Here is a 24,800-nt window from a genome sequence, read left to right on the forward strand (position 1 = left end):
GGCAGGTTCGGGACCAAACACCCGTCCGGCCGCTGCGGAAACAAAATTAACGCCACTTCCCCGCTCACTCTTCATCTTCCGCTGCTCACATGTCTCCCGCTGCCGTCCTGACTGCAACGATGCCCGTTTACCTGACGATGCTGACAGGGGCGCTGGCACGAAAGTTTGGCTGGCTGAAGAAAGAGTCTGATGCGGGGATCATGACGCTGGCCATCAGGCTGCTCTTCCCGTGTCTGGCGGTGGAACGCATTGTGGGCAATCCTGCTCTCAAGAACGGCCTGCAGGTGCTGCTGGCGGCCTCTCTCGGTTTTGGGCTGGTCGTCGTGGCGATGTTTCTCTGCTACTGGGTCACCCCACTGCTGGGGCTCAAACGGGGCGAGGGAGCCCGCACCTTTGCCCTCTGTACCAGCTTTCAGAACTACGGGTTCGTGGCCATTCCGGTGACCGAGGCCCTCTTTGGCAAGCCCCTCGTCGGGGTGCTCTTTACCTACACCCTTGGGGTGGAAATCGCCATGTGGACAGCTGGCGTGGGGCTGCTCACCGGCTTTGGCAAGGCTCCCTGGCGGCACGCCATCAATCCGCCGGTCCTCAGCATCCTCGTAGCGCTGGGGCTTCACTATGCCGGGGTGGGCGCGTACATCCCCACCATGCTGCACACGCTGATGGGCCAGCTCGGCGCATGCGCCGTGCCCCTGTGTGTGATTCTGATTGGTGCCAGCATCATGGACCTCATTGGCGAGGAGCGTTTCGCCTGGGGCACGGCCGTCTCCAGCGCGGTGCTGCGCCAACTGGTGCTGCCCTGGACCTTTTTGCTGGCAGGAATGCTCCTTCCCCTGGGCACGGAAATGAAACAGATCCTCTCCGTGCAGGCGGCCATGCCTGCGGCCGTGTTCACCATGGTACTGACCCGCCACTACGGTGGCCACCCGCCCACGGCCATGCTGGTCATCGTGGCGACCACCGTCGCCAGCATCTTCACCGCCCCGTTCGCGATCGGCTTCGCCATGCGGTGGTTCGGCATTTGAGGATCAAAGAGGCCCTGGCGGCAGAACTCCACCTCGGGTGCCTGGATCTGATGCGAAAGTGACTCCCTCGCAAGGGATGGGGGCCGGGCGGCGTTCTCTGCCTCTCTCAGCCAACCACTTCACCCATGCGCCTCCCTGCCTTTCTCCGCCCCCTCCGGGCACTTTCTCTGCTGGCCGTAGTCTCCTTGATCCCGCTGGCCAGCCCCGCCGCAGACGAGGGCTTCACCCCGCTGTTCGACGGCTCAACCTTTGCCGGCTGGAAGGCCGAGACCACCGCCGGCTACAAAGCGGAAAAAGGTGTGCTCAGCTGCACCCCCGAAGGCAAACACCTGGTAAGCGAGAAGACCTATGGCAATTTTCACCTGAAGTTTGAGTTCAAGCTCTCCGAGGGGGCCAACAACGGCATGGGCATCCGCTGCGATGACATCAAGCCCGGCAGCAAGGCGGCCCCGCACCTCAACGGGATGGAGATCCAAATCATCGACGCCAACGTGCCCAAACACGCTACGATCAAGGACTGGCAACATCATGGCAGCATCTACGGAGTCGTCCCGGCCAAACGCGAGGGCATGAAGCCAGTCGGCGAATGGAACACCGAGGAAATCATCGCCCAAGGCACCAAGGTGAAAATCATTCTCAACGGCGTGATCATCGTGGACGCCGACCTGGCCACCCAGAAACCCATCGACGGCCATGAACATCCAGGACTGCTCAGCAAAGAGGGTCATCTCGTGATCTGCGGTCACAAAGACCCCGTTGATTTCCGGAACCTCCAGATCAAGACGCTTTAGGCTGGGACGCACCCCTGTATTCTGATTCAATAGCTCCAACACTTTCCTCCATGAAACCACGCTTCCTTTTCACCGCCACCGCCCTGGCCGCAGGTCTGGCACTCCACTCCACCCACGCTCAGGAAAAGCAGCCCGCTCCCACCACCCCCGCTGCGACACCAGCAGCTCCCGCACCTGCGGCGGCGGTTGCCAAACCGAAGCCCGCGGCCCAACCCAAGGGGCTGGGGCTCAAGAACGATGACCGCTTCATCTTCATCGGCGACTCCATCACCCACCAGTGTCTCTACACCCAGTTCGTAGAGAACTTCTTCTACACCCGTTATCCCAACCTGCGGCTGCACTTCCGCAATGCCGGGATCAGCGGTGACCGTGCGCAAGATGCCCTGAACCGGTTCGAGGAAGACATTGCCGCCTTCAAGCCCACCGTGGCCACCATCCTGCTGGGCATGAACGACGGCAGCTACAAGGACTTCGACAAGGCCACCTTCGACACCTATGCGAAGGGCATGACCGAGCTCATGAACCGGCTCGACGCCATCAAGTGCCGGGTCATCGTGATGAGTCCGACCATGTTTGACCACCAGGCCTGGGACGTCCGGATCAAGGAAAAACCCGACTACGCCAAGGGCCGCATCGTGGACAACTACAACGCCGTGCTGGCGTACTACGGCAAGTGGTTGCAGGAAACCGCCTGGAAGCGCGGCTACCAGTTCGTGGACCTCTTTGGCCCGCTCAACACCCTGACCGTGGACCAGCGCCGCTCGGATCCTAACTTCACCCTCATCGCCGATGCCATCCATCCCGGCAACGACGGCCAGCTCGTCATGGCCTACTCCCTTCTCAAACAGGCAGGCGAGACCGGTGGCATTCTGGGTGCCGGCGTCAAAGTGGTGAACGGGCAGTGGAAGTCCCTGAACCCTGGCGTGGTCACCGAAGTGAAGGGCAATCCCGGCCGCTCGGTCAGCTACACCATCAAGCCCCGCGCCCTGCCCTGGACGCCTTATGCGGATGCCCCCATCGGTGCCAAGCTCACGAAGGCGGGTCACACCGCCTCCCAGGAATCCCTGGTTGTTTCTGGCCTGATCAATGGCCGCTATGACCTCGTGGTGAACGGCAAGATGGTCGGCACCTGGGACGAGCGCCAGCTGGCGGTGCATGCCGAGATTCAGGAAGACCCGGACTCCCCTACCTTCCAGCAGTCCATGCAGGTGGCCGCGCTCAACAAAAAGCGCAATGACGAAGCCGTGCGCCCGCTCCGCAACCTGTGGGGCAAGCAAAAGGGCATGTTCAACAAGCGTGAAAGCGACCCCGCCGCCTATGAAACCTGGCAGGTGGAGTTCAAGGCCAAACGCGCCGAGCTCGATGCCCTGGCAGCCAAGTACGAAGAAGAGATCTACAAGATCAACAAGCCCCCGGTGCTGAAGGTGGATGTGCATCCCACCGCGGTGCCTGCTCCCGCCGTGACCGCTCCACCCGCCAAGCCCGAAGTGAAGCCAGTGCCTGCAGCGCCCGCTGTTGAACAGAAGAAGGCGGCGTAGATCGCTGCGTGGGAGCCGAAAGTAGTGCTAGTCCCGCATGCGGGACTAGCACTACTTTCAGCAGCCGCCTCGGGCGTAGTCCGGTTGTGCCAACCGACTTTGACAGCGGAGAAATACAACGTGGTGCAGCATTTGATCGTGATGCGGTCTGCCCCTCAGAGGCAGCGCGTCCGACCGGGACAGGAATGTCCCTCCCTCCTCTTACTGACCAACTCCACTGGGTATGGGCTCTCGTGCGCCAGCTCAAGTCTGGCGTCTGGAGTCTTCCAGTCTTTTGTCTCCGCGAAGCCTTGAAGTTTGGCTTTTGCCTTTTGAAGTTTAGCATCTCCGATGCTTCACATCGTTCTCTACCAGCCAGAAATCCCTCACAACACCGGCGCGGTGGGCCGCCTGTGTCTGGCGACCGGGGCGAGGCTGCACCTCATCAAGCCCCTGGGTTTCAGCATTGATGACAAGCAGCTCAAACGGGCAGGGCTGGACTACTGGAAAGATGTGGACGTCCGGGTCTGGGACCGGTTCGAGGACTTGCAAGCCGAGGCGGCTCTAAGCGGAGCCCCCTTCTACTACCTGACCACAAAGACCACCCAGACCTACTGGAACGCCGCCTTTCCGCAAGAATGCTATCTCGTCTTCGGCCCCGAAACCCGCGGACTCCCTGAATCCCTTCTGACAGAGCAGCCAGCGTCCTGCCTCCGCGTCCCGATGCTGGGCACCCGTAGCCTCAATCTGGCCACCGCCGTCGGCATCGTGCTCTATGAGGCAGTGCGGCAGACGGGATTGCCAACTCCGCAGGGTATCTAGCAATTGGAGTTCGCGAAGACTGGGAGGCGACTTTGGTGATGGATTGCGACTCGGCTTCGACGCAACACTCCTTGCGTACGCATCATATGCGCATATAATACGCATTTAAACAGCGCATAAAGCGCTTCCATGATGAACATCGACGCGTCGACTTTCCTGACTTCTCTAGCGGCCTTGAGCGACCTGCTGGAAGAAGCCGATGCCGAACCTCAACATCTGGTTCTCGTGGGAGGGTCTGCGCTGCTAGCCCAAGGCCTCATCTCACGGACCACCCGCGATGTGGATATCCTAGCGATAGTGGATCCCGAGGACGGACTACTGGATCCTCGCCCTCTTTCAGAGTCGCTCAAACTTGCCGCCGCCCAAGTGGCTGTAGAGCTTAAACTCGACCCCGACTGGTTGAATACGGGGCCTGCAGATCAAGTCTCAGCCGGGTTGCCGGAGGGCTTCTCTTCCCGCCTGACGAAAAAGGAGTTTGGCCCGGTGCTCACTATCTATCTGCCTGCCCGGTTCGATTTGATTCACCTCAAGCTGTTCGCCGTCGTGGATCAGGGGCCTGGGCGTCATTCTCACGATCTCAAAACGTTGGCCCCCACAGAGGAAGAGATGCTTGCCGCCTCACGGTGGGTACTCACGCAGGATGCGAGCGAAGTATTTCCTGGGCTGGTTCACAACACCCTAAAAGCTCTCGGCTATGGAGACTTGGTTGCTCGACTTTAGGCAAAGCTGCCTCCAGGCTTCGCTGGACTTGCTCTGGAGGCAGTGGTGCAGTTTGGGCGTGTCGGGGCACGGGCAGAAAGCCCCTCCGGACAGGATGATCGACCCTGAAGCTCTCCTCCTGGCAACCACAGTCATCGGACGTGAGGATCCTCGCCTGTTCGAAGAGGTGTTGGACTGGCTTGCCCAGTTTGGCACGCTGCTGAATCTTCAAAGGTTGAAGAATCTACAGTCGTCCACAGGATTGGGAGACCCGACCGTGCTGGGGGCAATGGCGGAGTGGTTGGGTAAGAATGCCGGACAGCCGCGATGGAAGGCTGTGGCCGCCAAGAAGCTTCATGGCGCCTCCACTCAGTCGCTGTTCTACCACGAACCCAGCAAACTGATCCGCGAGCCGGATCCGGAATTTGCAGCCTATGGAATCGAACGACCCCGAGTTCATTTGCGAGGTATGAGCGGCCCTCCGGACCACCGTCACATCGCCAATCTGGTCGTGACATTCCGCTCTCTCATCGGGGTGAGCGCTAGAGTCGAAATCATCCTTGCGTTGGCCGGAGGTGTGCCGGCCCATGCCTCCGAGATTGCCCGGATGACAGGCTACGCACCGCGCACAGTGCAGACGCTGTTGCAGGAAATGACGCTCTCAGGTCATCTGCTGACTGCGGAGGTGCCCATACGATATGACAAGGTTCGCAGAGGTGCCAACCGGCGGTATCAGATTCGAGCTTCAGATTGGGCTTTTCTATCAGGCGGGCAACCCATTCCCCAATGGTTCAGGTGGGCACCTCTCTTCCGCCTGATTCTAGAAGTGCTCGCCGCCATTCCTGAGGCAGGTGCCAACGCAAGGTCTCAGGTGGTGATTTCATCGAAGCTGCGGGAAGTGCTCACGACGCACGGCGAGTCATATATGGCCGATGGACTTCTATCGGAACTGGACCTTCGCCCCCGCGCCGGGAGTGAAGAACTCCTTCGTAGTCTGGCCGCCCGCCTCCCACACTTGATCACCCGCCTCTAAACTGCAATTCCCCTCCTCCACGGCTTCCCTCCCCACCTTTCCCCTTTCCTGTCGCCAGAGATCGGTTAATCTCGCGCCATGTTGCGAAGCGTCATGCTGGCCGGTCTGGCCATGGTTTCTTTTTCTTCGATGGTCCATGCGGGTCCGGTGACGGCGGTGCCGCAAGAACCGGCGTATGATCCCATCAAACATTGGGAGTTCGACCTTGAGACCGGAGCACTGTGGAGTGTGGGGCATAACGCCTCCCCGCTGAACTATGTGATTCTCCCGCAGATGCTCACGTTCAAGTCCCCAGCGGTGCTGCAAGGCAGGCTGTGGGGAGGCGATCTCGTGCTGCGCAACCGCTTCAGCCTGCTGATCGAACCGATCATCGAAGGGCCGGAGAGCTACTTCATCGGCGCGAACGGCTCCGGCATCCTGGAGTGGTGGAATCCGGCGCGGAGCTTCAACCTCTTTTTCTCTGCCGGCGGTGGCCTGGGCTTGATGGACAGCAAGGGCTATGAAGTGGAAGGCGGCCAGGGCCAGGACCTGAACTTCACTTACTTCGGCTACGCCGGCGCACGCGTGCGGGTGTGCGAACGCGGCAGCCTCGCGCTCGGTCTCTACTACCAGCATATCTCCAACACGGATCTGGATGACATCAACCCGGGAATCGATTCCCTGGGACCCATGCTGAGCTTTGGCTGGCATTTCTGACAGACGAGGGAGGGGACGACGTTTCAGCGGGCGCTTGCCAAAAGACCCGCTGCCATTCTCGTCATGAAAACTCGCACCCTCTGGTCCCTGTTCGCCATCGTCACCCTCTCTGCTCCTGCCATCCACGTCGCGTGGAGCCAGGAGCCCTCTCCGCCCACTCGGGCAAAGGGAGCTCAGGCGCTCCCGCAGCCTTCGGAAAAGAAGGTGTATAAAGAGGTGGGCGGCCGGAAGCTGGAACTCTGGATCTGGAAGCCCGCTGGCTGGAAAGCAGAGGATCATCGCAGCGCCATCGTCTTTTACCACGGGGGCGGCTGGAAAAATGGCAGCCCCAATGCCTTTGCCCGACAATCCGCCAAGCTCGCGGAGCGGGGCATGGTGGCGATCTCTGTGCACTACCGGCTCACCTCCCAGGAGGGCGTGACCATGGCCGACTGCGTCAAGGATGCGCGCTCAGCCTTCCGCTGGGTAAAGGGCCATGCGGCCGAGTTGGGGATCGAACCGACCAAGATCGCCGCAGGGGGAGGTTCGGCCGGCGGCCATCTCGCGGCGACGCTGACCACGCTGGGTAACGTCAACGACGAGGGCGACGACTTGAAGGTTGAAACTCAGCCTGCAGCCCTGGTCTTGTTCAACCCGGCCGTGAATCTGGATATCGCCGCAGCCCGGGCCGGCGTGACCCCGGAAAAGCTGGCGGACTTGCTCAAGCTCAGCCCCCATCAGCATCTCAAGGCCGGAGCCCCACCCACGATCATCTTCCACGGATCGGCCGATACGACGGTGCCGATCAAGTCTGTGCAAGACTACGCTGCCCGGGTCAAGGAGCTCGGCGGGACCTGTGAGGTCTCCGTTTTTGAAGGCAAGACGCACGCTTTCTTCAACAAGGAGCCTGAAGTCTGGGAAACATTGCGCCAGGCCGAGACTTTTCTGGAAAAACAAGGCCTGCTCAGCGCGAAGTAGTCATCCGCGCCGGACGGGCTCCTTCTGCTTGTCAGGCCCGGGCACGCCCGCTTCAATCGGGCGCTTTGCGATCTGTTCCCCTCACCTCAACCATGAAATACTCCCTCTTCCTTGCGACTCTGCTGTCTGGCGGGTTGCTCCATGCCGACGTCAAACTACCCGCGGTGTTCTCCGATCACCTGGTGCTGCAACGCGACAAGCCTGTCGCAGTCTGGGGCACAGCCGATGCGGGTGAAGCCGTGACCGTCACCTTTGGCGGCCAGAGCAAGCAGGCCACTGCCGGCGCAGACGGTGCCTGGAAAGTGGCGCTGGACGCCCTCAAGGCCAGTGCGGAGCCCACCGAGCTCAAGGTGAAAGGGAAGAATGAAGTCGTGTTCAAGGACATCCTCGTGGGTGAGGTCTGGGTCTGCTCCGGCCAGTCCAACATGGAATGGACTGTGGACAAGGCGGTGAACCCCGAGCAGGAGATCCCTGCAGCCCACCACCCCAAGATCCGTCTTTTTTCGGTGCCCAAGGCCGTGGCCAATGAGCCGCTCAAGGACATCGCGCAGCGGCCCTCCTGGCAGGTCTGCTCTCCCGATACCGTGAAAAGTTTCTCTGCCGTGGGTTATTTCTTCGGCCGGGAGCTCAACAAGGCGCTGGACGTGCCGATTGGCCTCATCAACACCTCCTGGGGCGGCACCCGCGCGGAGGCCTGGACCAGCAAGCCAGCCCTTGAGGCTGTGCCGTCTTGCAATGCGATCATCACCGCCTGGGATGAGTTCCTGAAGACCTACAATTTGGAGAAGGCCAAGGCTGACTACGAAACCGCCACAAAGGCGACCAAGGAAAAGATCGAGAAGATCAAAGCCGAGAACGCCAAGCCCGGTGCCACCCAGCAACCCGTTCCCGGTGCTCCACGCCCGTTTGAGAACCAGCAGACGACCCAGCATCGCCCGGCAGTGTTGTTCAATGGCATGGTGGCCCCCATCGTACCGTACACCGTGAAGGGTGCCATCTGGTACCAGGGTGAGTCCAACCAACAGCGTGCGGTGCAGTACCAGACGCTGATGCCCACGCTCATCGCCGACTGGCGCAAGCAGTGGGGCGACGAACTGAGCTTCTACATCGTGCAGCTGGCCGGATTCGGCAATGGTCGTACCTGGCCCCAGCCAGTGGGAGCCGCCGATACGTGGGCTGAGTTGCAGTGGGCCCAGCTCCAGACTGCCCTCCGCGTGAAAAAGAGCGGGGTGGCCGTGGCCAATGACATCGGTGAAGAGAAGGACATCCACCCGCGCAACAAGCAGGAAGTGGGGCGTCGCCTGGCCTTGCAAGCCCTCGTGAAGGACTACAAGAAGAAGGACTACCAGCCCAATGGCATCAGCGGCGGCCCCATCTTTGGCGGTGCGTCCGTGACCGGGAACAAGATCGTGGTCAGCTGGAGCAACGTGGGCGGCGGTCTGGCGGCCCGCGATGGCGGGGAACTCAAAGGCTTCATCATCGCTGGTGAAGACAAAGTGTGGAAGCCTGCCAAAGCCCGGGTCGTGGGCAAGCAGATTCATGTTTCCAGTGAGGAAGTGAAGAATCCTGTGGCCGTGCGCTATGCCTGGACAGCCTGGTGCCCCGAGGCCAATCTGATCAACAAGGAGGGCTTCCCCGCCAGCCTCTTCCGGTCTGACAAGTGGGAGCTTTCCACCGAAGGCGTGGACAGCCCGTTTGCGGCCCCGAAACCGGTCGTGGCCCCTGCCCCTGCTCCGGCAGTTCCTGCCGCCAAACCGGCTGAGAAAGAAGCCCCCAAGGCCTTGCCGAAGGCTGCTTAGTCTTTCGCGGGAAGCTTCTCCCTGAGGAAGACCTCACCATCCCGGATCTCCCACGGCGTGCCGTGTCTGAGGTCCGGGATTTTTTTATTGGGAGCCCCTCCCCTAACGGGCAAGCGCCAACCACAAGATTGGAGGCGCTTTTGACAAGCTCTGGACCGTGTTGTGAAGTAGCCTTTGCCATGCGCCTTTGGGGCTTTGCCATGTTGATGTTGCTCACCAGCGGAGCCCCAGGTTGGGGAGCTCCTCCCGTGACGGCGTCGCCGGCTCCGGGTGCCGTTCTCTTTCAGAACCTGTGCATCCATTGCCACGGGTCCAAAGGGGAGGGCAATGCCACGCTGAAAGCCCCTTCCATTGCGGGCTTGCCAGACTGGTACGTGGTGGCGCAGTTGCAAAATTTTCAGTTCGACCGCAGGGGCGTACATGCCGCTGACACCGAAGGTCAGATGATGCGGGCCATCTCCAAAGCGCTGACCCCACAGCAGATTCCCGAGGTGGCGTCCCATGTGACCCAACTGCCCCGAGTCACGCCCCCACCCGCTAATCCCGCCGTGGATCTGGCGCGAGGCAAGGAGCTGTATGAAGAACGCTGCATGGAATGTCACCGCTACAATGGTGAAGGGGAACTCGTCTTCCGCAGCCCTCCCCTGGTGGGTTTTCCTGATTGGTACCTGACGGCCCAGTTGCGAAAGTTTCAGCGGGGTCTTCGTGGGGCGGAGATCGGCGATGAGTATGGCAAGAAGATGATCCTGTCCTCCAGCTACGTGGACGATGAGCCGATGCTCCAATCCCTCGTGGCCTACCTGCTCACTCTCCAGTCCACGACAGGTGCTAAAGAAGAGCGGGGCGGGTTCGGTGAAGATTAAAAGGCTCATATTAGCTGAACTTCTTGAACCGAGAAACTGTTTTGGCGCATACTCGCGTGGCTGGAATAGCGCCCCGGCTGTTCACGCTCCGCATCCAGCAGCGTCGGTCGGAAGCTTCTGCAGCTTCTGGTCAAGGGGGGGAGAACGGGCGGGCTGAAAGTGCCCGCCCGTTCGACTTGGGAACGCGAGCTTGGCTTTGACTGACAAGCCGATGGAAGAATCCTGCGCTGGTCCACCGTTCCCATTTCTCCATGAAACTCCTCTCCCGACTTGCCTCGCTCCTCCTGGCCGTCAGCATGCTGCACGCCAGTGGCCTCCATGCCCGAACCCTGGACATCTACTGGATCGACTCCGAGGGGGGCGGTTCCACATTGATCGTGACCCCGGAAGGCGAGTCGGTGCTGGTGGACACCGGCAATCCCGGAGGCAGGGACGCTGCGCGGATCCACAAGGTCGCCACCCAGGAAGCCGGGCTCAAGCAGATCGACCACGTGGTGATCACCCACTTCCATGTGGACCACTTCGGCGGGATGGCGGAGCTGGCCGCGCTACTGCCCATCAAGGCCCTCTATGACAAAGGCATCCCCGAGGCGGACGTGAGCCCGGACAACAGGCCTAACGATACCCGCTGGGCTCTGGCCAGCCGACCCTACCGCGCCGCCTCTGTAGGCAAGCGCGTGACCATTGCGCCAGGGGATGCGGTGCCGCTCCAGCCTGCCAAGGAAGGGGCTGGCCCCAATACGACGCTCCGTTGCCTGGGTGCCAACCAGAAGTTCGTCGCCCCTACCCCGGAGCAGGCCAAGGTGACCAATCCTCTGGCGGGCAGTGTGCCCCCAAAGCCGGTGGACACGTCTGACAACGCCAACAGCGTGGTGCTGATCCTGGAGCATGGCGGGTTCCGCTTCTTTGACGGAGGCGATCTGACCTGGAATCTGGAGGAGAAACTGGTGGCCCCGCACAATGTGGCCGGCACAGTGGACCTCTATCAGGTGAATCACCACGGGCTGGACTCCAGCAACAACCCGATCCTCATCAAATCACTCTCGCCGACGGTGTCGGTCATGAACAACGGCCCGCGCAAAGGCACGAGTGCCAGTGCCCTGGAAGCTCTCAAAAGCACGCCGTCCATCAAGGCCATGTATCAGATGCACGAGAACGTGCGGGAAGATGGCGCGGCCAACAACACCGTGAAGGGCCTCATTGCCAACCAAGGTGACCTTGCCGAGGGGTGCGTGGCCAACTTTATCAAATGCAGCGTCGATGCCACAAAAGGCACCTACACGATTCAGGTGCCAGCGACGAAGCACAGCCAGACGTTCCCTTTCGCAGCAAAGAGGCCCTGAAGCGCGGAATGTGACGCGATATGGTACAAATGTAACACCCAACAGGGCAAGCTTTCCATCCATCGGGGCAATTTGCGTCAGTTTAGTATCATGACAGGCAAGAGGTCGGGGGAGGAGGCCGTATTGACCGCTGTCCCATGCGTGTCTCTCCCGGCCTCTTTTTCGGTCTCGCCCTTTTGAGCACTCCCCAGGCTTTTGCCGCAGCCACCGCGCCGCCCAAGCCTGCGGAGGCGATGGGCGTGCTCAAAACGCACTGCATCAGCTGCCACAGCACGACCAAACAAAAGGGTGGGCTCTCGCTGGAAAGTCGCGAAGCCGCCCTGCAAGGCGGGGATCAGGGTGCCTCCTTCGTGCCGGGAAAAGGCGGAGAAAGCGCGATCATCCAGGCGCTCACGGCAGAGGGTGATGGCCACATGCCGCCCAAGAAGCAGCTACCGGAAAAGCAGATCGCCCTGCTTAAGGCATGGGTGGATGCCGGGGCTCATTGGGATGACAAGGCACTGGATGCCTTTGGAGAACCAGCCCCAGCAGACAAGCTGGGCGACCTCCCACCAGGAAAGCAACCGGTGATGACTCTTGGCCTCAATCCGGCAGGAACACGGCTCGCCGCCGCCCACGGGAATGAGGTGCGCATTCACGATGTGACCCAGCAAGCCCGGCCCGTCGTGGCCACGCTCAAGGGGCATCGCGACGTGGTGCAATCACTGGCCTGGAGTCCAGATGGATCTAAACTGGCCGCGGGGGGCTACCGACTGGTAAAGATCTGGAACGCCGCCGACGGGGCTGAATTGAGCTCGTGGGCGGCACCACTGGAGGGTCGCGTTTCGGCCCTGGCCTTCCTGCCGGATCAGACCACCCTGCTGGTGGCCGATGGGGCCGCTGCTCAACGGGGCCTTTTGCACCAGTGGAAGCTGGGAGCTGACAAGCCCGAAGCCACCTGGGAGGCCCATACGGACAACATCGTCGCGCTGACCCTGTCCCAAGATGGCCGACTCTTCGCCACCGGAGGGGCGGACAACGTGGCCCGTGTGTGGGAGACCGCCAGCCGCAAGCTGCTGGGCAAGTTCGAGGGGCACACTGGACCGGTCATGGGCGTGGCGTTCAACAAGGACGCGAGCTGGCTGGCCACCGGAAGTGCCGACAAGGAACTCAAGGTGTGGGATGTGAAAACGAAGGAGCAGCTCGTACAGCTGAGCCGCGCCAACACACCCATCACGGGTCTGCAATGGAGCGCCGACGGCCAGCGCCTGATCTCGATCAATGACGAGGGCCTGCCCCGGGTGTTCACCGAGCTCAAGGCGCATGAAGGGGCCCAGTCCCAGGCCAATTCCGCCAAGGAGACCAAACTGGCCGTTGCTGGAACGAACCTGCAGGCCGTGACCGCAACCGCCGATGGCATGACAGTGTACGCTGGGGGAGGCGATGGCACTGTGATCAGCTGGGCAACTGATGGGAAGCTGGCGCGCCTTGAGGAAACAACAACGACGCCGGCGGCAGCCACTCCCGCCCCGGCTCCAGCTCCGGAATTGGCAGCCTCCCCTGCCTTGGCAAAAGAGCACGGGCAGATGTTGAGCTTTACCCAGGACATTCTGCCGATCCTCGGCAAGGCGGGCTGCAGCATGGGGAGCTGCCACGCCAAGGCCTCAGGGCAGGCGGGCTTCAAGCTGTCGGTGTTTTCCTTTGATCCGCGTTCAGACTGGGCAGAGGTGGTGCAGGACACGCGAGGGCGTCGGGTGTTCCCAGCCCTGGCGGAAGAAAGCCTGCTCCTGCGGAAAGCCACCGGCAGCGTGGCCCATGAGGGCGGGCAGCGGTTCGAAGAAACTTCGGAGTTCTACAAGACGGTCGCCAACTGGATCCGCCAGGGCATGCCCTACGAAGTGTCCAACCAGCCCAAGCTGACAGGCATTGAAGTGGAGCCTTCCGACAAGACCTACAAGAAGAACGAGAGCCTGAATCTGAAGGTCACGGCCCGGTACAGCGATGGCAGCAGCCGCGACGTCACCGCGCTGACGGAGTATGCCTCCAATGACGCCGGGGTCGTGACCGTGGATGAGCACGGGCATGTGCAGGCCACGCCGTACAGCGGGGAGGCCGTGCTGGTGGCCCGGTACATGGGACATGTGGGCATTTCCAAGGCAGCGATTCCATCCGAGAAGCTCCTGCCAGCGGAACGCTACGCGGGGCAGCCGGAGAACAATGAGATCGACCGCCTGGTCTATGCCCGGCTCAAACAACTGGGTCATCTGCCCAGCGAAACCTGCACCGATGCGGAGTTCATCCGCCGGGTCACCCTGGATGGCGCGGGTCTGCTGCCTACGGTGGAGGAGACGAAGGCGTTCCTGGCCAGCACGGATCCTCAAAAGCGGGAGAAATGGATCGATCAGATCCTGCAACGCCCAGAGTGGGCGGACCATTGGGCCGTCAAGTGGGGCGACCTCCTTCGCCCCAACCCCTCCCGCGTGGGCGTGAAGCCGGTGCTGCTGATGGATACGTGGATCCGGCAGTCTTTCCGGGACAACAAGCCCTGGGACCAGTTTGTCCGCGAACTGCTGACGGCCCAGGGCAGCAGCCACCAGGATGGGCGGGTGGCGTTTCTCAGGGACAAACGCGAGCCCATCGATGCCGCAGCATTTGTGGGCCAGATTTTCCTGGGGGTGCGGCTAGAGTGCGCGAAGTGCCACCAGCATCCGAGCGAACGCTGGAACCAGAGCGACTACTATCAACTAGCGGCGTTCTTCACCCAGATGAAGCGCAAGGGACAGGGCATCTCCGCCCCCATCAGCGGGGAGCCCGAGTACTGGTGGTTCGCTCCGGGAGAGGCAAGCATCCCCCACCCTGTGACCAATGAGCCGCTCAAGCCCAAGGCGCCAGCGGCGGAGCAGGTCGCGATTCCCACGAACCAGGACCCTCGCACCGTGCTGGTGGACTGGATGGTAAAGCCGGAGAATCCGCTTTTTGCCCGTGCCACGGTGAACCGGGTGTGGCAGGTGTTGATGGGGCGCGGCATCGTGGAGCCCGTGGACGATTTCCGGGCGTCCAATCCCCCAAGCAACGCCCCGCTTCTGGACTGGCTGGCGCAGGATTTCGTCGCCCACAAGTTCGACCTCAAGCACCTGATGCGCACGATCATGCGCTCCCATGTGTACCAGCTCAGCAGCCTGCCCAATGAAACGAACCTGGCGGATACCAGAAACTACTCCCGCGCCTATCGCAAACGGCTGCCTGCGGAGGTGCTGCTGGATGCCGTGTCTGAAGTGACCCAGACCAGCGAGACCTTCCCCAGCACCCCGGCAGGTACCCTGGCCAAACAGACCTGGAACCACAAGCTGCAAAGCGAGTTCATGGATGCCTTTGGCCGCCCCAATGCCAGCGCCGAATGCCCGTGTGAACGAGATGCCAAGCCCAGCGTCGTGCAGGCCCTGCACCTCATGAACAGCACCCGGCTGCAGGCCCGGCTCGTGGATGCAACCGGTCGTGTCAACCGCCTGGCAACGGGCACGTTGGCTCCTGAATCCGTGGTGGATGAACTGTACCTGGCAACGTTCTCACGCCTGCCGTCGCCCGACGAAAAGGCCGTGGCCGTGAAGGTGATCGCCGGCGCCGGGGCGGGAGACGCGCGAAAGGCGGCGGTGGAAGATGTCTTGTGGGCGCTGCTGAACTCTGCGGAGTTTGTGTTTAATCATTGAACCCGGCCGGTGGGTGGGGGAGGCGCAACACCCGGCATGGCGACCGCTTCGCGGCCGCCCTCCATCTGCCATGTACCCAGGGCGGGAACAGCATTGAATGACGTGGGCAACGCGACTGACGAGTTAAAGCTCTGGACTACTTTGCCTGAAATCTTCCGGCGTATTCAAGTTTGAGAAATATCTTACCGCATGCGCCGGCACGGGCAACGCTTCCAACAGCCCAGCCTCCACCGCGCCCCTGATGAATGCCTGGAGACGATAGTTTCCTTTATCCAAAGCCTCTTGCAAAAGCGGTAGCACCTCCACGGGATAAAGCGCCGCCAGAGGTTCAAAGCCGCGCGCCCCTTCGTACACCAGTCCGCGTCCCGGCACGACCAGCCCACGCCGCACGATCTCGCCCAGGAAGCCGGTCGTCATGCCTGGCATGTCCACGCCTAGCACCAGGAGCGGCAGACGGGCCAGATTCAGACAGCGCAGCAGGGCGGGCAGAGGCCCTTGATTGTCCGGCGGATCATAGATGGGCTCTGTCCCCGCCGGGATGGGGCGAAGTCCCTGTTCTTCACGACAGGAAAGCAGCACCCGGTCTGGATTCAATGAAATAATTTTCCCCAGTTGAACCTGCCACAAGAGTTTGCCACCCCATTCCAGCAGGGCTTTGTCCTGTCCCATGCGACGTGACTGCCCGCCGGCCAGCAACGCGACCGCGAAAGGGGGCAAGTCAGTGTCCGGCACGATCTCGTCCAGTCCTCTCTATTGTGCTTCACGACGCAGCACGCCGTCCGTTAGAATCCGGGCACGCAGCCCGCCATTCCCCATGAGCGCCTTTTCCGCGCCTTCGGCAAAGGCCTGGTTCATCCAATAACAGGGCTTGGCCTCCTCCGTGCCCTTGAAGGTGATGCCCTGAACCTCGAACTCCTTCCCTATCAGCGCATTCAGATCCACATCGCTGACGATGACGTTGCGACGGAACACGGAGGTGTCGCGGTCATGCACACCCATCTGCTCGCACAGCTGGTCATACACCTCTTGAGAGAAGAAGGTGATCTGGCCCTTGTAGTTTTCCCGGTGCCCGAAATACCTGTCCCCCTGCAAACCCTGACCCGCCACGCACTCCACCTCAGGAACATCGAGCATGGGCTCCGTCCCCGCCGGTTTCCCGTGGTGGCCCACAAAGACGTGCTTGGGCGATATGTAGATGTGGAGAACGCGCATGGAGGAGGGAATGGAAGTTGAGATGCCGCTACGCGACTGGTTGAGATGCTTCGCGGGTTGAGACGGGCTTCGCCCTGTGGAGACGCTAACGCTGGTTGGAATGCTCGCTATTGGGATGTCGGGAGAGTCACATCATATTCATTCAGAGACAAGACGATCATGCCAGTACCCAGGATGCCTCTTCTCATGCATCAACGCATAGATCGTGATGTCCTGCCTTTCTGCATCAAAGGCAAAATACAGCCGATAGGGAAAGCGCTTCAGTCGGAACACCCTGACTTCACCAACGGCCCTTTGATATCAACCAGGATCCGTACGGATGGCCTCCACGGCACCATGCACTTCGTCAACGAACCAGCTCCCTGCTTGCAGGCTTCGATCCTCATACCAGAGAGAGGCTTCATGGAGTTCGTGACTGGCGGCGGGGTGAAAATAGATCCTCATCAAGCCCGCCGCGCCGCCAACGATTCCCTTGCCTTACGAAAGACTTCATCACCGGGAACAAGCTGGGGCTTCCCCAGATTGAACCTCTTCCATCCGGCGGACGACTTCTGCCAACTGGGCCGCTTCCACCGATGCCTCCGGTTTGATCGTGGGTATCAGTCGTTCGACCAGTTCCAAGCGTGATTCATCAGGAAGCTCGAGAGCTTCGGCGAACAGAGTCTCGAGAGTGGCACTCATGATAGAACCATACGCCTCCTGACGACTGCTGGCAAGCCACTCACCCGCCCACCGGTTCCGGGCAGACATCGCGCCGCTGGCAGTTCGTGCACCAGTCGCCCAGGTAGAAGCTGTCCAGGAAACTCATCAACTGGGCGATCTGCTCCTTGTCCTCCGTCACAAAGCCAGCCTCGAAGTTACGGCGATTCTCGGCCTTGGCCCCCATGCCGGCCCCGGTGAGGTTGGCGGAGCCTATATAGGCGATGCGGCCATCCGCCACCACCGCCTTCATGTGCATGCGCGGGCAGAGGATGCGCTCGAAGAGATCGCTGCGCAGGAATTCCGGGAAACGGTCGAACTCTTCGCGAAATCGCGGGCCGGGCTCTTTGGCGTGAATGAGACGAACCTCCACGCCCTGGCGGAGCTTCTCTGCGAGCACGGCCAGGAAGGGGATGAACTTGCCAGCGCCATCTTCCACAAAGAGGTCCTTCAAATCGGCCGTCACCACCCAGAGATACCGTTTGGCCTCCGGCACCAGCCGCAGGAGGACGGTTTCGTAGGTTTGAGCATTGAGGACAAGCTGCATGCAGGCGGTGCGGGCGCTGGGGAGGGGAGGGGAAATCTACATGCGGTTGTCACCCTCGCCAACACCCGCCTGCCGCAGCGATCATCCCAGAGCCATTTTTGCCCGATCCTTCACCGACAGGCGGTTGCATTCGGCCTCTGGTGGGCTAACTGCGGCGCTTCCCCAATGCCCGGGAATTGCCTGTCATGGCTCCAGATCCTGCTGCCAGCCCCCCACCTGCTCCTGACGCCTCCCTGCCCGCCCCTGGAGTATGGCGGACGCGCTGGAAGCGACTGCGCCGGCACCCCGTCTTCCCGCTGCTGGTGTTTGTGGTGCTCGCCCAGATCGTGAGGGACAACTACCCCTTCAGCCACTACCCCATGTACTGCAACCCGACCTCCCGGCCGTTGCCCTTCCAGTACCTGGCGGATCGGAATCAGCAGCCTCTGCCAGTGGTGTGGCACACCGGCGTGACCCCATCCCGGGTAGGCAAGAAGTTCGGCTATCACAAAAGTCAGCTCATTGAAGAGGACATCAAGCAGGCGAAGAAGGAGAATCGTGACCCCAGGCCGGAATCGGACTTCAAGCCCGAGGCGGGACACGACGTCCTGGTCTTCCTGCGGAAGCAGTCCCTGCTCCGCAAACCGCACCGTCACCTGCCAGAGGACGTGCTGCTCATGGAGGTGACGCTGTCATTTGCCGATGATGGCTTCCACGAGAATCACAAGGTGGTGGGCCGCCTGCGCTGAAACCGAAAGAGATCTGATGCCAGACACCGCCCTACCCTCCCCTGCCTCGCTGCCGCCCGCTGCAACGGGTCAGAGCTCTCTCTGGCGGCGCTTCATCGCCGCTCTGGGCCGATGGATGGCAGGCGGCTTTGTCCCCTTCCCCGTCCATCGCTGGGAGTGGGTGCTCATGCGCATCGGTTTCGCGGCGCTGGTCATGCACACCTTCATGGACTGGCACCCCTTCAAGTATGCCTCCCAACCTGCCCCGGTGGGGATTGCCACGCTGGTGGACCTGAGCTTTCTGCACCGCCCAGGCATGTTCGAGTTCTTCCGCGGTCTCGGCGCGGTGGGTCTTGCGATCTACATCCTGGGGTTTGGCCTCCGTTTCGTGCTTCCGGTCCTGGCCCTCGCCAGCACGATGATCTACACGTACTCGAACTCCCAGGGCTTCACCCACCATGGGGTGCAGCTCGTCACCTTGGTGCTCATTGGCCAGAGTCTGGTGGCCTGGTGGTGGTGGTGGAAACAGCGCCAGGGGGCCCGGGACGTCGCCTCTGCCCTGCCGCTGCCTCTCCAGAGCTACATGGTGTACTATAGCACCGGGATCATCGCCTTCAGTTATGTGATCTCCGCCATCACCAAGATCACGAACTCCAAGGGCATGTGGGTGCTCAACGCCAAGTACTTGTGCATCGAGATCGTCAAATCCCAGCGACTCAACTACTACGGGGACCTGGACCCCGCTCAGAAGATGGACCCGCCGGTGGCGGTGTGGCTCCTCCAGCACCCTCTGGCGGCCACCGTCCTCTTTGGCAGCGGATTCTTCCTGGAGTGTTTCGCCTTTGTGGCCCTGCGGGACCGGATTTGGGCCTTCATCATCGGCGTCTCTCTCATCGCCATGCACGAATCCATCTCATGGATCATGGAGCTGGACTTCCATAACCACGAGACGCTCGTACTCATCTTTTTGATCAATCTGCCGTTCTGGTTCGCGCGCCTTGCTTTCCCCCGGGCACTGCGCTAACTGCCTAGCGGCATTCCCTGAAACGGAACACCTACTTTTGGAAATCATGACCTACGACCTCATCGTCATCGGCGGCGGCCCTGCGGGCTATGTCGCAGCCATCCGCGCTGCCCAGCTGGGCAAAAAAGTCGCTTGTGTGGAGAAGGAGCGTGGCGGCGGCACCTGCAACAACTGGGGCTGCATCCCGACCAAGGCGCTGTTGCACGATGCGGAGTTCTACCACCGCATGACGCACTCCGAAGGGTCCCCTTTCACGATCAAAGACGTCTCCTACGACTGGACCAAGCTCATCAAGCGCTCGCGCGTGGTCTCCGACAAGGGTGCCGCAGGCGTGGACTACCTCTTCAAGAAGAACAAGATCGACTCCATCCGCGGTGAAGCCTTCCTGGACAAGGCCGGTGAGGTGCGCGTGAAGCTGGCTGACGGCAAGGAAGAGATCCATCAGGGTGCCAAGATCCTCATCGCCACGGGCTGCGTGTCCCGCCCGATGCCCGGATTCCCCTTCAACGGCACCACCGTCATCGGCTCCAAGGAGGCTCTCGCCCTCCCCACCCAGCCCAAGAGTGTGGTCATCATCGGTGCTGGCGCGATCGGCATTGAATTCGCCTACTTCTTCAACTCCTTCGGCACGAAAGTGACGGTGGTAGAAATGCTGCCCAACGTTCTGCCCGTGGAAGACACCGAGGTGTCCCAGGCGCTGGAGAAATCCCTCGTCAAGCAGGGCATGACGCTCCTCACCAGCCACAAGACGGTGAAGACCGAGGCCAGCGACAGCGGTGTGAAGATCACCGTGGCCAACGACAAGGGCGAAGAGAAGCTTCTGGAGGCCGACATCTGCCTCGTGGCGATCGGCGTGTCCCCGCTGCTTCCCGGCGGCGACCTCAAGATCGGCCTCACCGACCGCGGTTACATCCAGACCAACGACAAATACGAGACCAACATCCCCGGCGTCTATGGCGCAGGCGACATCATCGGGCCGCCCTGGCTCGCCCACGTGGCCAGCTACGAGGCTGTCCAGGCTGTGGAAGGCATGTTCGTCCCCGGTCACAAGCCGAAGAAGGTCACCGTGTTCCCGGGCTGCACCTACTGCCACCCACAGGTGGCCAGCGTGGGTCTCACCGAGCGCGCTGCCAAGGAAAAGGGCCTCAAGTACAAGGTCGGCAAGTTCTCCTACGCCGCCAGCGGCAAGGCCCGCGCCATCGGGGCCAGCGACGGTTTTGTGAAGCTCATCGTGGGTGAACCCCATGGCGAGATCTTGGGCGCCCACATCATCGGCACTGAGGCTACCGAACTCATCGCTGAGCTGGGCCTGGCCATCACGCTGGAAGCCACCTACGAGGAAATCGAAGCGACCATCCACGCCCACCCGACCCTGTCGGAAATGGTGAAGGAAGCCGCCGAAGTGGCTGCTGGTCACGCGATCCACGTGTAGGCATCCCGTCCCGCACAAGGACTAAGCGAAGATTCATTGTGAGGAAGGCAGGGCGATGTCCCTGCCTTCTTTTTTGTGCATCGCTCCAAGCCGCTCACGCATGACGGCTCAGCTGCAGCGCCCGGACCAGGAGGATCACGCCACTCAGCAGCGTCAGCACCGGGAGCGGCCAGTGATTCCACCAGACGTCCACCTTCCCCTTCCCGGGGCGCTGGGGATCATAGACCACCGGAACAGGACTGCCTGGCGGGTGCGTCTTCGTTGACCAAGTGGTCATGTTCAGGGTCTTCCCCTCCCCGGAAAGCGTGCTGAAGGTGACGTACACCACCGGGGTGCCAGCAGACTTGGCCGTACTGCTGGCGCGATAACCCGAATGCCCGGCAACTCCGGTGACGCGCTCTGCGTGGGCAAGCCACCAGGCGGTACGCCCCGTGGAAATGAGCCCCAGCAGAGTAAGCAACCCTGCCAGAACCCACGACCACGGGCCAGCCTTCATCAAAGCGAGTTAATGACCCGCGCCGCGCCCGAGAGCACCTCAACACCGGCACCAACCACGCCCAAAGCTCCGACACCTTCAGGAGGAGCCCCAAGGCCCCCCGGAACTCCAACTCCCGGTCCCCCTGCGACCTCCGCACGGCGGGTCTGGATGAAATCGGTGAGGTTGCCCTTGAAAGCCGGGGTGCCGTCGGTGTGCTTCATCCAGTTCAGCCCCGTTCCGCCTTCCAGCTTCACGGAACTGTCGAGCAGCTGGGTATAGGCCTGCTGGATGTCGTCCGGGATCGGAGCGTCCGGGTTGTCCCGGGTGCTGGCGATGAACGTATCGATCTTGGTTTGCAGTTCGGAGAGGTTCGCCACCTCACGCATCTGGGCCTGGCCTTCCACCACGAACGCCTCGATGTTGTTGAAGACCTCCTTCACGATCTCACCGGGTTCGGTGGCGGTGATGGGCTTCTCGATGTTCCTGGCGATGCGAGCAAGAGACTTGGTCAGATCCTTGATTTGTGCCTGGGCCTCAGGAGTGCCCTCTGCTTCCAGCTGCGCGATCAGGTCCGTGAACTGCGACTTGGCCTGCATGATGCCTTCCAGGGAATCCTGGCTGCCAGCGATGTCCCGGAGCGCCTGGGTCATGCCCTCGGAAGGGCCTGCCCCGGTATAGTCGCGCCAGAGTTTGGGCTTGTTCTGCCCCCGCACCAGCGGGTTGCCGCTGATCTCCTCGCGATTGAAGAAGTCCAGAACGCGGTTGCTCTTGTTGCGCACCCCGCCGCCACCGGTGGCCGTGCCGCCAATGCCGTTGATCAGCTCATTGAAGGCGTGACCAAAGTCGATGCGGCCCACGCGGCCGTCCTGCGTGGCGATCATGTTGCCCGGGTTCACGTCATGGTCACCCATGAGCGCGGAGAGGGCGATGTTCCGCTGCACATCCTGGGAGGCCTGACCGCTCAGGCGCAGCACGCCGCCGCCGCTGCGGGCACCTTCCGGCGCATCTAGCTGGATCTTCGGGTGCTTCTGCCCGCGAGGGAGTGGTCCCGCCAGCTCAATGTAGAGGCCCTTGAGATCGCCTTTGCCGCCGGAGAGATATTTGGAAGTGACCACGGCTTCGTGTTTCACGCTGTCTTGACGCAGTGCCACTTCGGGAACCAGTCGACGATCCCCCTTCGGCAGCATGGAGCGAGCAATGTTCGAAGAGATCACCTCACCGTAGTTCTCCGTGTTCAGCCCGCCCGCCTTTATGCGACGGCCCCGGCCTGCGTGGACGATGGAGTCCTTCACCTGGAAGAACTGCCCGCCCACCTTGGCGCGACCGCTGCCCGTGGCTCCGCCGGAGCCCTCCAAGTCTACTCCGCGGAAGCGCTCGAAGGAGCCCACGTGCGACTCCTTGCCAGGTGCCCAGTCCATGTCCTCGTTGAACATGCGTTGGGCGACGATCTTGCCCAGTTGACCGGTCCGTGACCCCTGGGGCGAGTCCACAAAGCTCTTCAGCCCATCACCCTTCAGGCCATTGGCCGCGTCGGCCTGCATGTCCTTGAGGAAGTCCGTGAGCTTGCCTCTCACAAGACTGTCCTGGCCATCTTCCTCCGGCCCAAAAAGCTGCTCTTGCCCGATACGGCTCTCCATGTCTCCGCCGAGGGTTTCGTGTTCTTCACGAATCCCCTGCAAGCGGCTGCTGACCATCTCAAAGAAGGGATCATCGCGCTGGTCCTCAGGCACGTTGTCCACAAACATCTCCTGGCAGTGCTGGAGAAGCTCCGCATCGCTGATGTCACCGCTTTCGGCCAGTTGGGCGAGAACCTCGATCTGCTCGTAGCGGTCGAAGTTGGCCTGCTGGGGGCCTCCGCTCAGATGCTGCTTGTAGGCGGCACGGATCTCCGGGTCACCCATGAGCTTGGGGATGCTGGTGAACGAGTCCACCTGCTTGTTGAAAGCTTCACCAGAACCCGGGGCGAGGCGGCTCGCCGGCACGGAGGAACTCTCACCGGACAACTTGGCGGAGTGCGCCCTTCCCGCCTCTGCCTTGAAGGAATGGCCAGCGATGAAGTTGTCCAAGGCCGGCTTCGACAGTTTGGTGATCTCGCCTTTAGACTCAGAGAAGAGATCGTTCAGGAGTTGCTTGTCTGCCTCGGAAGGCTCCTGGCCGGGCACGATGGCCTGACGCAGATGCTCAATACCCTCTGTGATTCTTCCGGCCATCGCCGCACTGAGGTTGATCTGCTGCATCCCACCAGGGTCACGGGAAGGCGGGTTCTCAGGGGATTCCACCAGCTTGTAGATCTTCTCTGCCAGCGCCAGCTTCTCGTGAGGGTTGCTGGTTTTCTCGTATTGCTGCACGAGGCTCAGGAAGTCGAAGTTCTCCTTCACATACTGCTGCCCCATGCTGACCCCGAACGCCTCTTTCAGGTTCGGCGTGGTCATGATGGTCCCCAGCTGCTTGTAGTGATCCTGCAGCCCGGGTGGCATCTTGTCGTACATGGCTTGGTGAGGGACGTCACCAACGTTCCGGACCTCATCCAGCACCACACCCAACCGGGCGACACTGCTGCGCTCGTCAATGCGGGCGAGCAAGGCGGTGTTCTGCCCATCAGGGCGATCCGGCAGGCGGCGGGAGATGATCTCCTTCATGAGATCCTTGGCCAGAGCGACTTTCCCGGCGCGGGCTTCAGCACCGTAGGATTGACCGAAGATGGCACGAAGTCGCACCTTCTTGTCGGCGGCCACGTAGAGCGTGTGCGAGCCGTCGTCGTTCTTCCGGGCGCGGATCTCACCGCCGCCCTTGGCTTGAACGTCCTTCTGGAACTTCTGAAGTTCCTCGACCGTGGTTTTCCCGACTTCGACCCGAAGTTCGGCCTTGTGGGCGGCTTGCAAGCTGATGGGCATGGCTGTGAACAGTTGGAATTGGTGAAAACAAATCGGGAACTAGACTAGACGCGCATGAAGTGGAGACCGTCGTCGGCACCCTCGCCATCCTGAGCGGCAGTGCCGGTGCCGCCGGCAAGAATCTTCCGGGCGTGAAGGGCGGTATCGGCGAAGTTGCGAATCTGCACCTCCAGGTCTTCCAATTCCACGCCAGCGAGCGGGAAGTCATAGATCTGCACCACGGTATCATCCACCGGATCCAAACCCATCCGCAGACCACCGGTCTCCCGCCACATGGTGGCGACGTGCAGAAGGAGCTTGTAGGAAGCGGTCTCGTCTCCAGCGGGTGGGTGGCCCAGGTTCGTGTAGAGCACGAGCTTGTTCAGGTCCACGTCATGCTCCACCTCCACGCCAAAGTCGTCGTCAAACGCGATCGCCCAGCGGGTGGGTTCATACTGGCGGACTTCGCCCGCATCAATCAGGGGACCCACTTCGGCCATGAGCGTTTCCAGGTTCGCGGGTTCCGTGGAGAGGGTCGGAGCAGAAGTGTCGTTGTCGGCCATGGGAAGAAAGGGTGTGATTGGGACGGATCAAAAG

The 24,800-nt window shown here is 61.5% G+C and carries 22 protein-coding genes; 15 read left to right on the plus strand and 7 right to left on the minus strand.

All coding sequences use genetic code 11. From position 1 onward, the window contains the following. Positions 1-89: 89 nt before the first annotated feature. From BV034_RS33205 to BV034_RS35455, 12 genes are all read left to right on the plus strand, one after another. Positions 90-1,025, plus strand: coding sequence for an AEC family transporter (locus BV034_RS33205; protein ID WP_050031234.1), 936 nt, complete (start codon positions 90-92; stop codon positions 1,023-1,025). Positions 1,026-1,150: 125 nt separating this feature from the next. Beyond that, positions 1,151-1,816, plus strand: a complete 666-nt coding sequence (locus BV034_RS33210) for a DUF1080 domain-containing protein (RefSeq protein ID WP_050031235.1) — start codon at positions 1,151-1,153, stop codon at positions 1,814-1,816. Between the two features lie 50 nt (positions 1,817-1,866). Beyond that, a complete protein-coding gene (locus BV034_RS33215; RefSeq protein WP_050031236.1) occupies positions 1,867-3,354 on the plus strand; it encodes an SGNH/GDSL hydrolase family protein in 1,488 nt (495 codons plus the stop codon). Between the two features lie 330 nt (positions 3,355-3,684). Beyond that, on the plus strand, positions 3,685-4,155 hold the full coding sequence (locus BV034_RS33220) for a tRNA (cytidine(34)-2'-O)-methyltransferase (protein ID WP_050031237.1): 471 nt from the start codon (positions 3,685-3,687) through the stop codon (positions 4,153-4,155). Positions 4,156-4,284: 129 nt separating this feature from the next. Next, positions 4,285-4,875 carry a DUF6036 family nucleotidyltransferase gene (locus BV034_RS33225; protein ID WP_050031238.1) on the plus strand — a complete coding sequence of 197 codons (591 nt, stop codon included), beginning with the start codon at positions 4,285-4,287 and terminating at the stop codon, positions 4,873-4,875. A gap of 94 nt (positions 4,876-4,969) precedes the next feature. After that, positions 4,970-5,887, plus strand: a complete 918-nt coding sequence (locus BV034_RS33230) for a hypothetical protein (RefSeq protein WP_265593758.1) — start codon at positions 4,970-4,972, stop codon at positions 5,885-5,887. A 78-nt stretch (positions 5,888-5,965) separates the two neighbouring features. Continuing rightward, complete coding sequence (locus BV034_RS33235; RefSeq protein WP_050031240.1) at positions 5,966-6,583, plus strand: acyloxyacyl hydrolase; 618 nt, start codon at positions 5,966-5,968, stop codon at positions 6,581-6,583. 63 nt (positions 6,584-6,646) lie between these two features. Further along, positions 6,647-7,540, plus strand: coding sequence for an alpha/beta hydrolase (locus BV034_RS33240; RefSeq protein ID WP_050031241.1), 894 nt, complete (start codon positions 6,647-6,649; stop codon positions 7,538-7,540). Positions 7,541-7,632: 92 nt separating this feature from the next. After that, positions 7,633-9,339 (plus strand): sialate O-acetylesterase, encoded by a 1,707-nt coding sequence (locus BV034_RS33245; RefSeq protein ID WP_050031242.1) that lies wholly within the window; start codon positions 7,633-7,635, stop codon positions 9,337-9,339. Positions 9,340-9,539: 200 nt separating this feature from the next. After that, entirely contained in the window at positions 9,540-10,202 is a 663-nt protein-coding gene (locus BV034_RS33250; protein ID WP_265593759.1) for a c-type cytochrome, read from the plus strand. A gap of 251 nt (positions 10,203-10,453) precedes the next feature. Beyond that, positions 10,454-11,545 carry an MBL fold metallo-hydrolase gene (locus BV034_RS33255; protein ID WP_050031244.1) on the plus strand — a complete coding sequence of 364 codons (1,092 nt, stop codon included), beginning with the start codon at positions 10,454-10,456 and terminating at the stop codon, positions 11,543-11,545. A gap of 137 nt (positions 11,546-11,682) precedes the next feature. Then, the gene (locus tag BV034_RS35455; RefSeq protein ID WP_050031245.1) at positions 11,683-15,231 is read left to right on the plus strand and encodes a DUF1553 domain-containing protein; all 3,549 of its coding nucleotides are present in this window, start codon (positions 11,683-11,685) and stop codon (positions 15,229-15,231) included. 123 nt (positions 15,232-15,354) lie between these two features. On the opposite strand, the gene BV034_RS33265 is transcribed toward BV034_RS35455, so the two are convergent. From BV034_RS33265 to BV034_RS33280, 4 genes are all read right to left on the minus strand, one after another. Continuing rightward, positions 15,355-15,963: a molybdenum cofactor guanylyltransferase gene (locus BV034_RS33265; RefSeq protein WP_265593760.1), complete on the minus strand. Its 609-nt coding sequence runs from the start codon at positions 15,961-15,963 to the stop codon at positions 15,355-15,357. Between the two features lie 18 nt (positions 15,964-15,981). Next, positions 15,982-16,443, minus strand: coding sequence for an MOSC domain-containing protein (locus tag BV034_RS33270; RefSeq protein ID WP_050031247.1), 462 nt, complete (start codon positions 16,441-16,443; stop codon positions 15,982-15,984). Positions 16,444-16,935: 492 nt separating this feature from the next. Beyond that, positions 16,936-17,124: an addiction module protein gene (locus tag BV034_RS35460; protein WP_265593761.1), complete on the minus strand. Its 189-nt coding sequence runs from the start codon at positions 17,122-17,124 to the stop codon at positions 16,936-16,938. A gap of 40 nt (positions 17,125-17,164) precedes the next feature. Further along, positions 17,165-17,689 (minus strand): phospholipase D-like domain-containing protein, encoded by a 525-nt coding sequence (locus tag BV034_RS33280; protein ID WP_009965944.1) that lies wholly within the window; start codon positions 17,687-17,689, stop codon positions 17,165-17,167. A 185-nt stretch (positions 17,690-17,874) separates the two neighbouring features. On the opposite strand from BV034_RS33280, the gene BV034_RS33285 reads away from it, so the two are divergent. From BV034_RS33285 to lpdA, 3 genes are read left to right on the plus strand one after another with little or no spacing between them, the layout of a single operon-like run. Continuing rightward, positions 17,875-18,417 (plus strand): hypothetical protein, encoded by a 543-nt coding sequence (locus tag BV034_RS33285; RefSeq protein WP_050031249.1) that lies wholly within the window; start codon positions 17,875-17,877, stop codon positions 18,415-18,417. Positions 18,418-18,433: 16 nt separating this feature from the next. Beyond that, entirely contained in the window at positions 18,434-19,420 is a 987-nt protein-coding gene (locus tag BV034_RS33290) for a hypothetical protein (protein WP_265593762.1), read from the plus strand. A gap of 46 nt (positions 19,421-19,466) precedes the next feature. Then, positions 19,467-20,852: a dihydrolipoyl dehydrogenase gene (lpdA, locus tag BV034_RS33295; protein ID WP_050031251.1), complete on the plus strand. Its 1,386-nt coding sequence runs from the start codon at positions 19,467-19,469 to the stop codon at positions 20,850-20,852. A gap of 94 nt (positions 20,853-20,946) precedes the next feature. Here lpdA and BV034_RS33300 read toward each other — a convergent pair whose 3' ends face one another. The 3 genes from BV034_RS33300 to BV034_RS33310 are packed head-to-tail and all read right to left on the minus strand — an operon-like array spanning position 20,947 to position 24,766. Further along, positions 20,947-21,348: a DUF3592 domain-containing protein gene (locus BV034_RS33300; protein WP_050031252.1), complete on the minus strand. Its 402-nt coding sequence runs from the start codon at positions 21,346-21,348 to the stop codon at positions 20,947-20,949. Then, positions 21,348-24,224, minus strand: a complete 2,877-nt coding sequence (locus tag BV034_RS33305; protein ID WP_050031253.1) for a hypothetical protein — start codon at positions 24,222-24,224, stop codon at positions 21,348-21,350. The genes BV034_RS33300 and BV034_RS33305 overlap by 1 nt, the downstream gene beginning before the upstream one ends. A gap of 44 nt (positions 24,225-24,268) precedes the next feature. Next, positions 24,269-24,766: a type III secretion system chaperone gene (locus tag BV034_RS33310; protein WP_050031254.1), complete on the minus strand. Its 498-nt coding sequence runs from the start codon at positions 24,764-24,766 to the stop codon at positions 24,269-24,271. Positions 24,767-24,800 lie beyond the last annotated feature (34 nt).

It is taken from the genome of Verrucomicrobium sp. BvORR034 (genome assembly GCF_000739635.1).
GTDB lineage: Bacteria > Verrucomicrobiota > Verrucomicrobiia > Verrucomicrobiales > Verrucomicrobiaceae > Verrucomicrobium.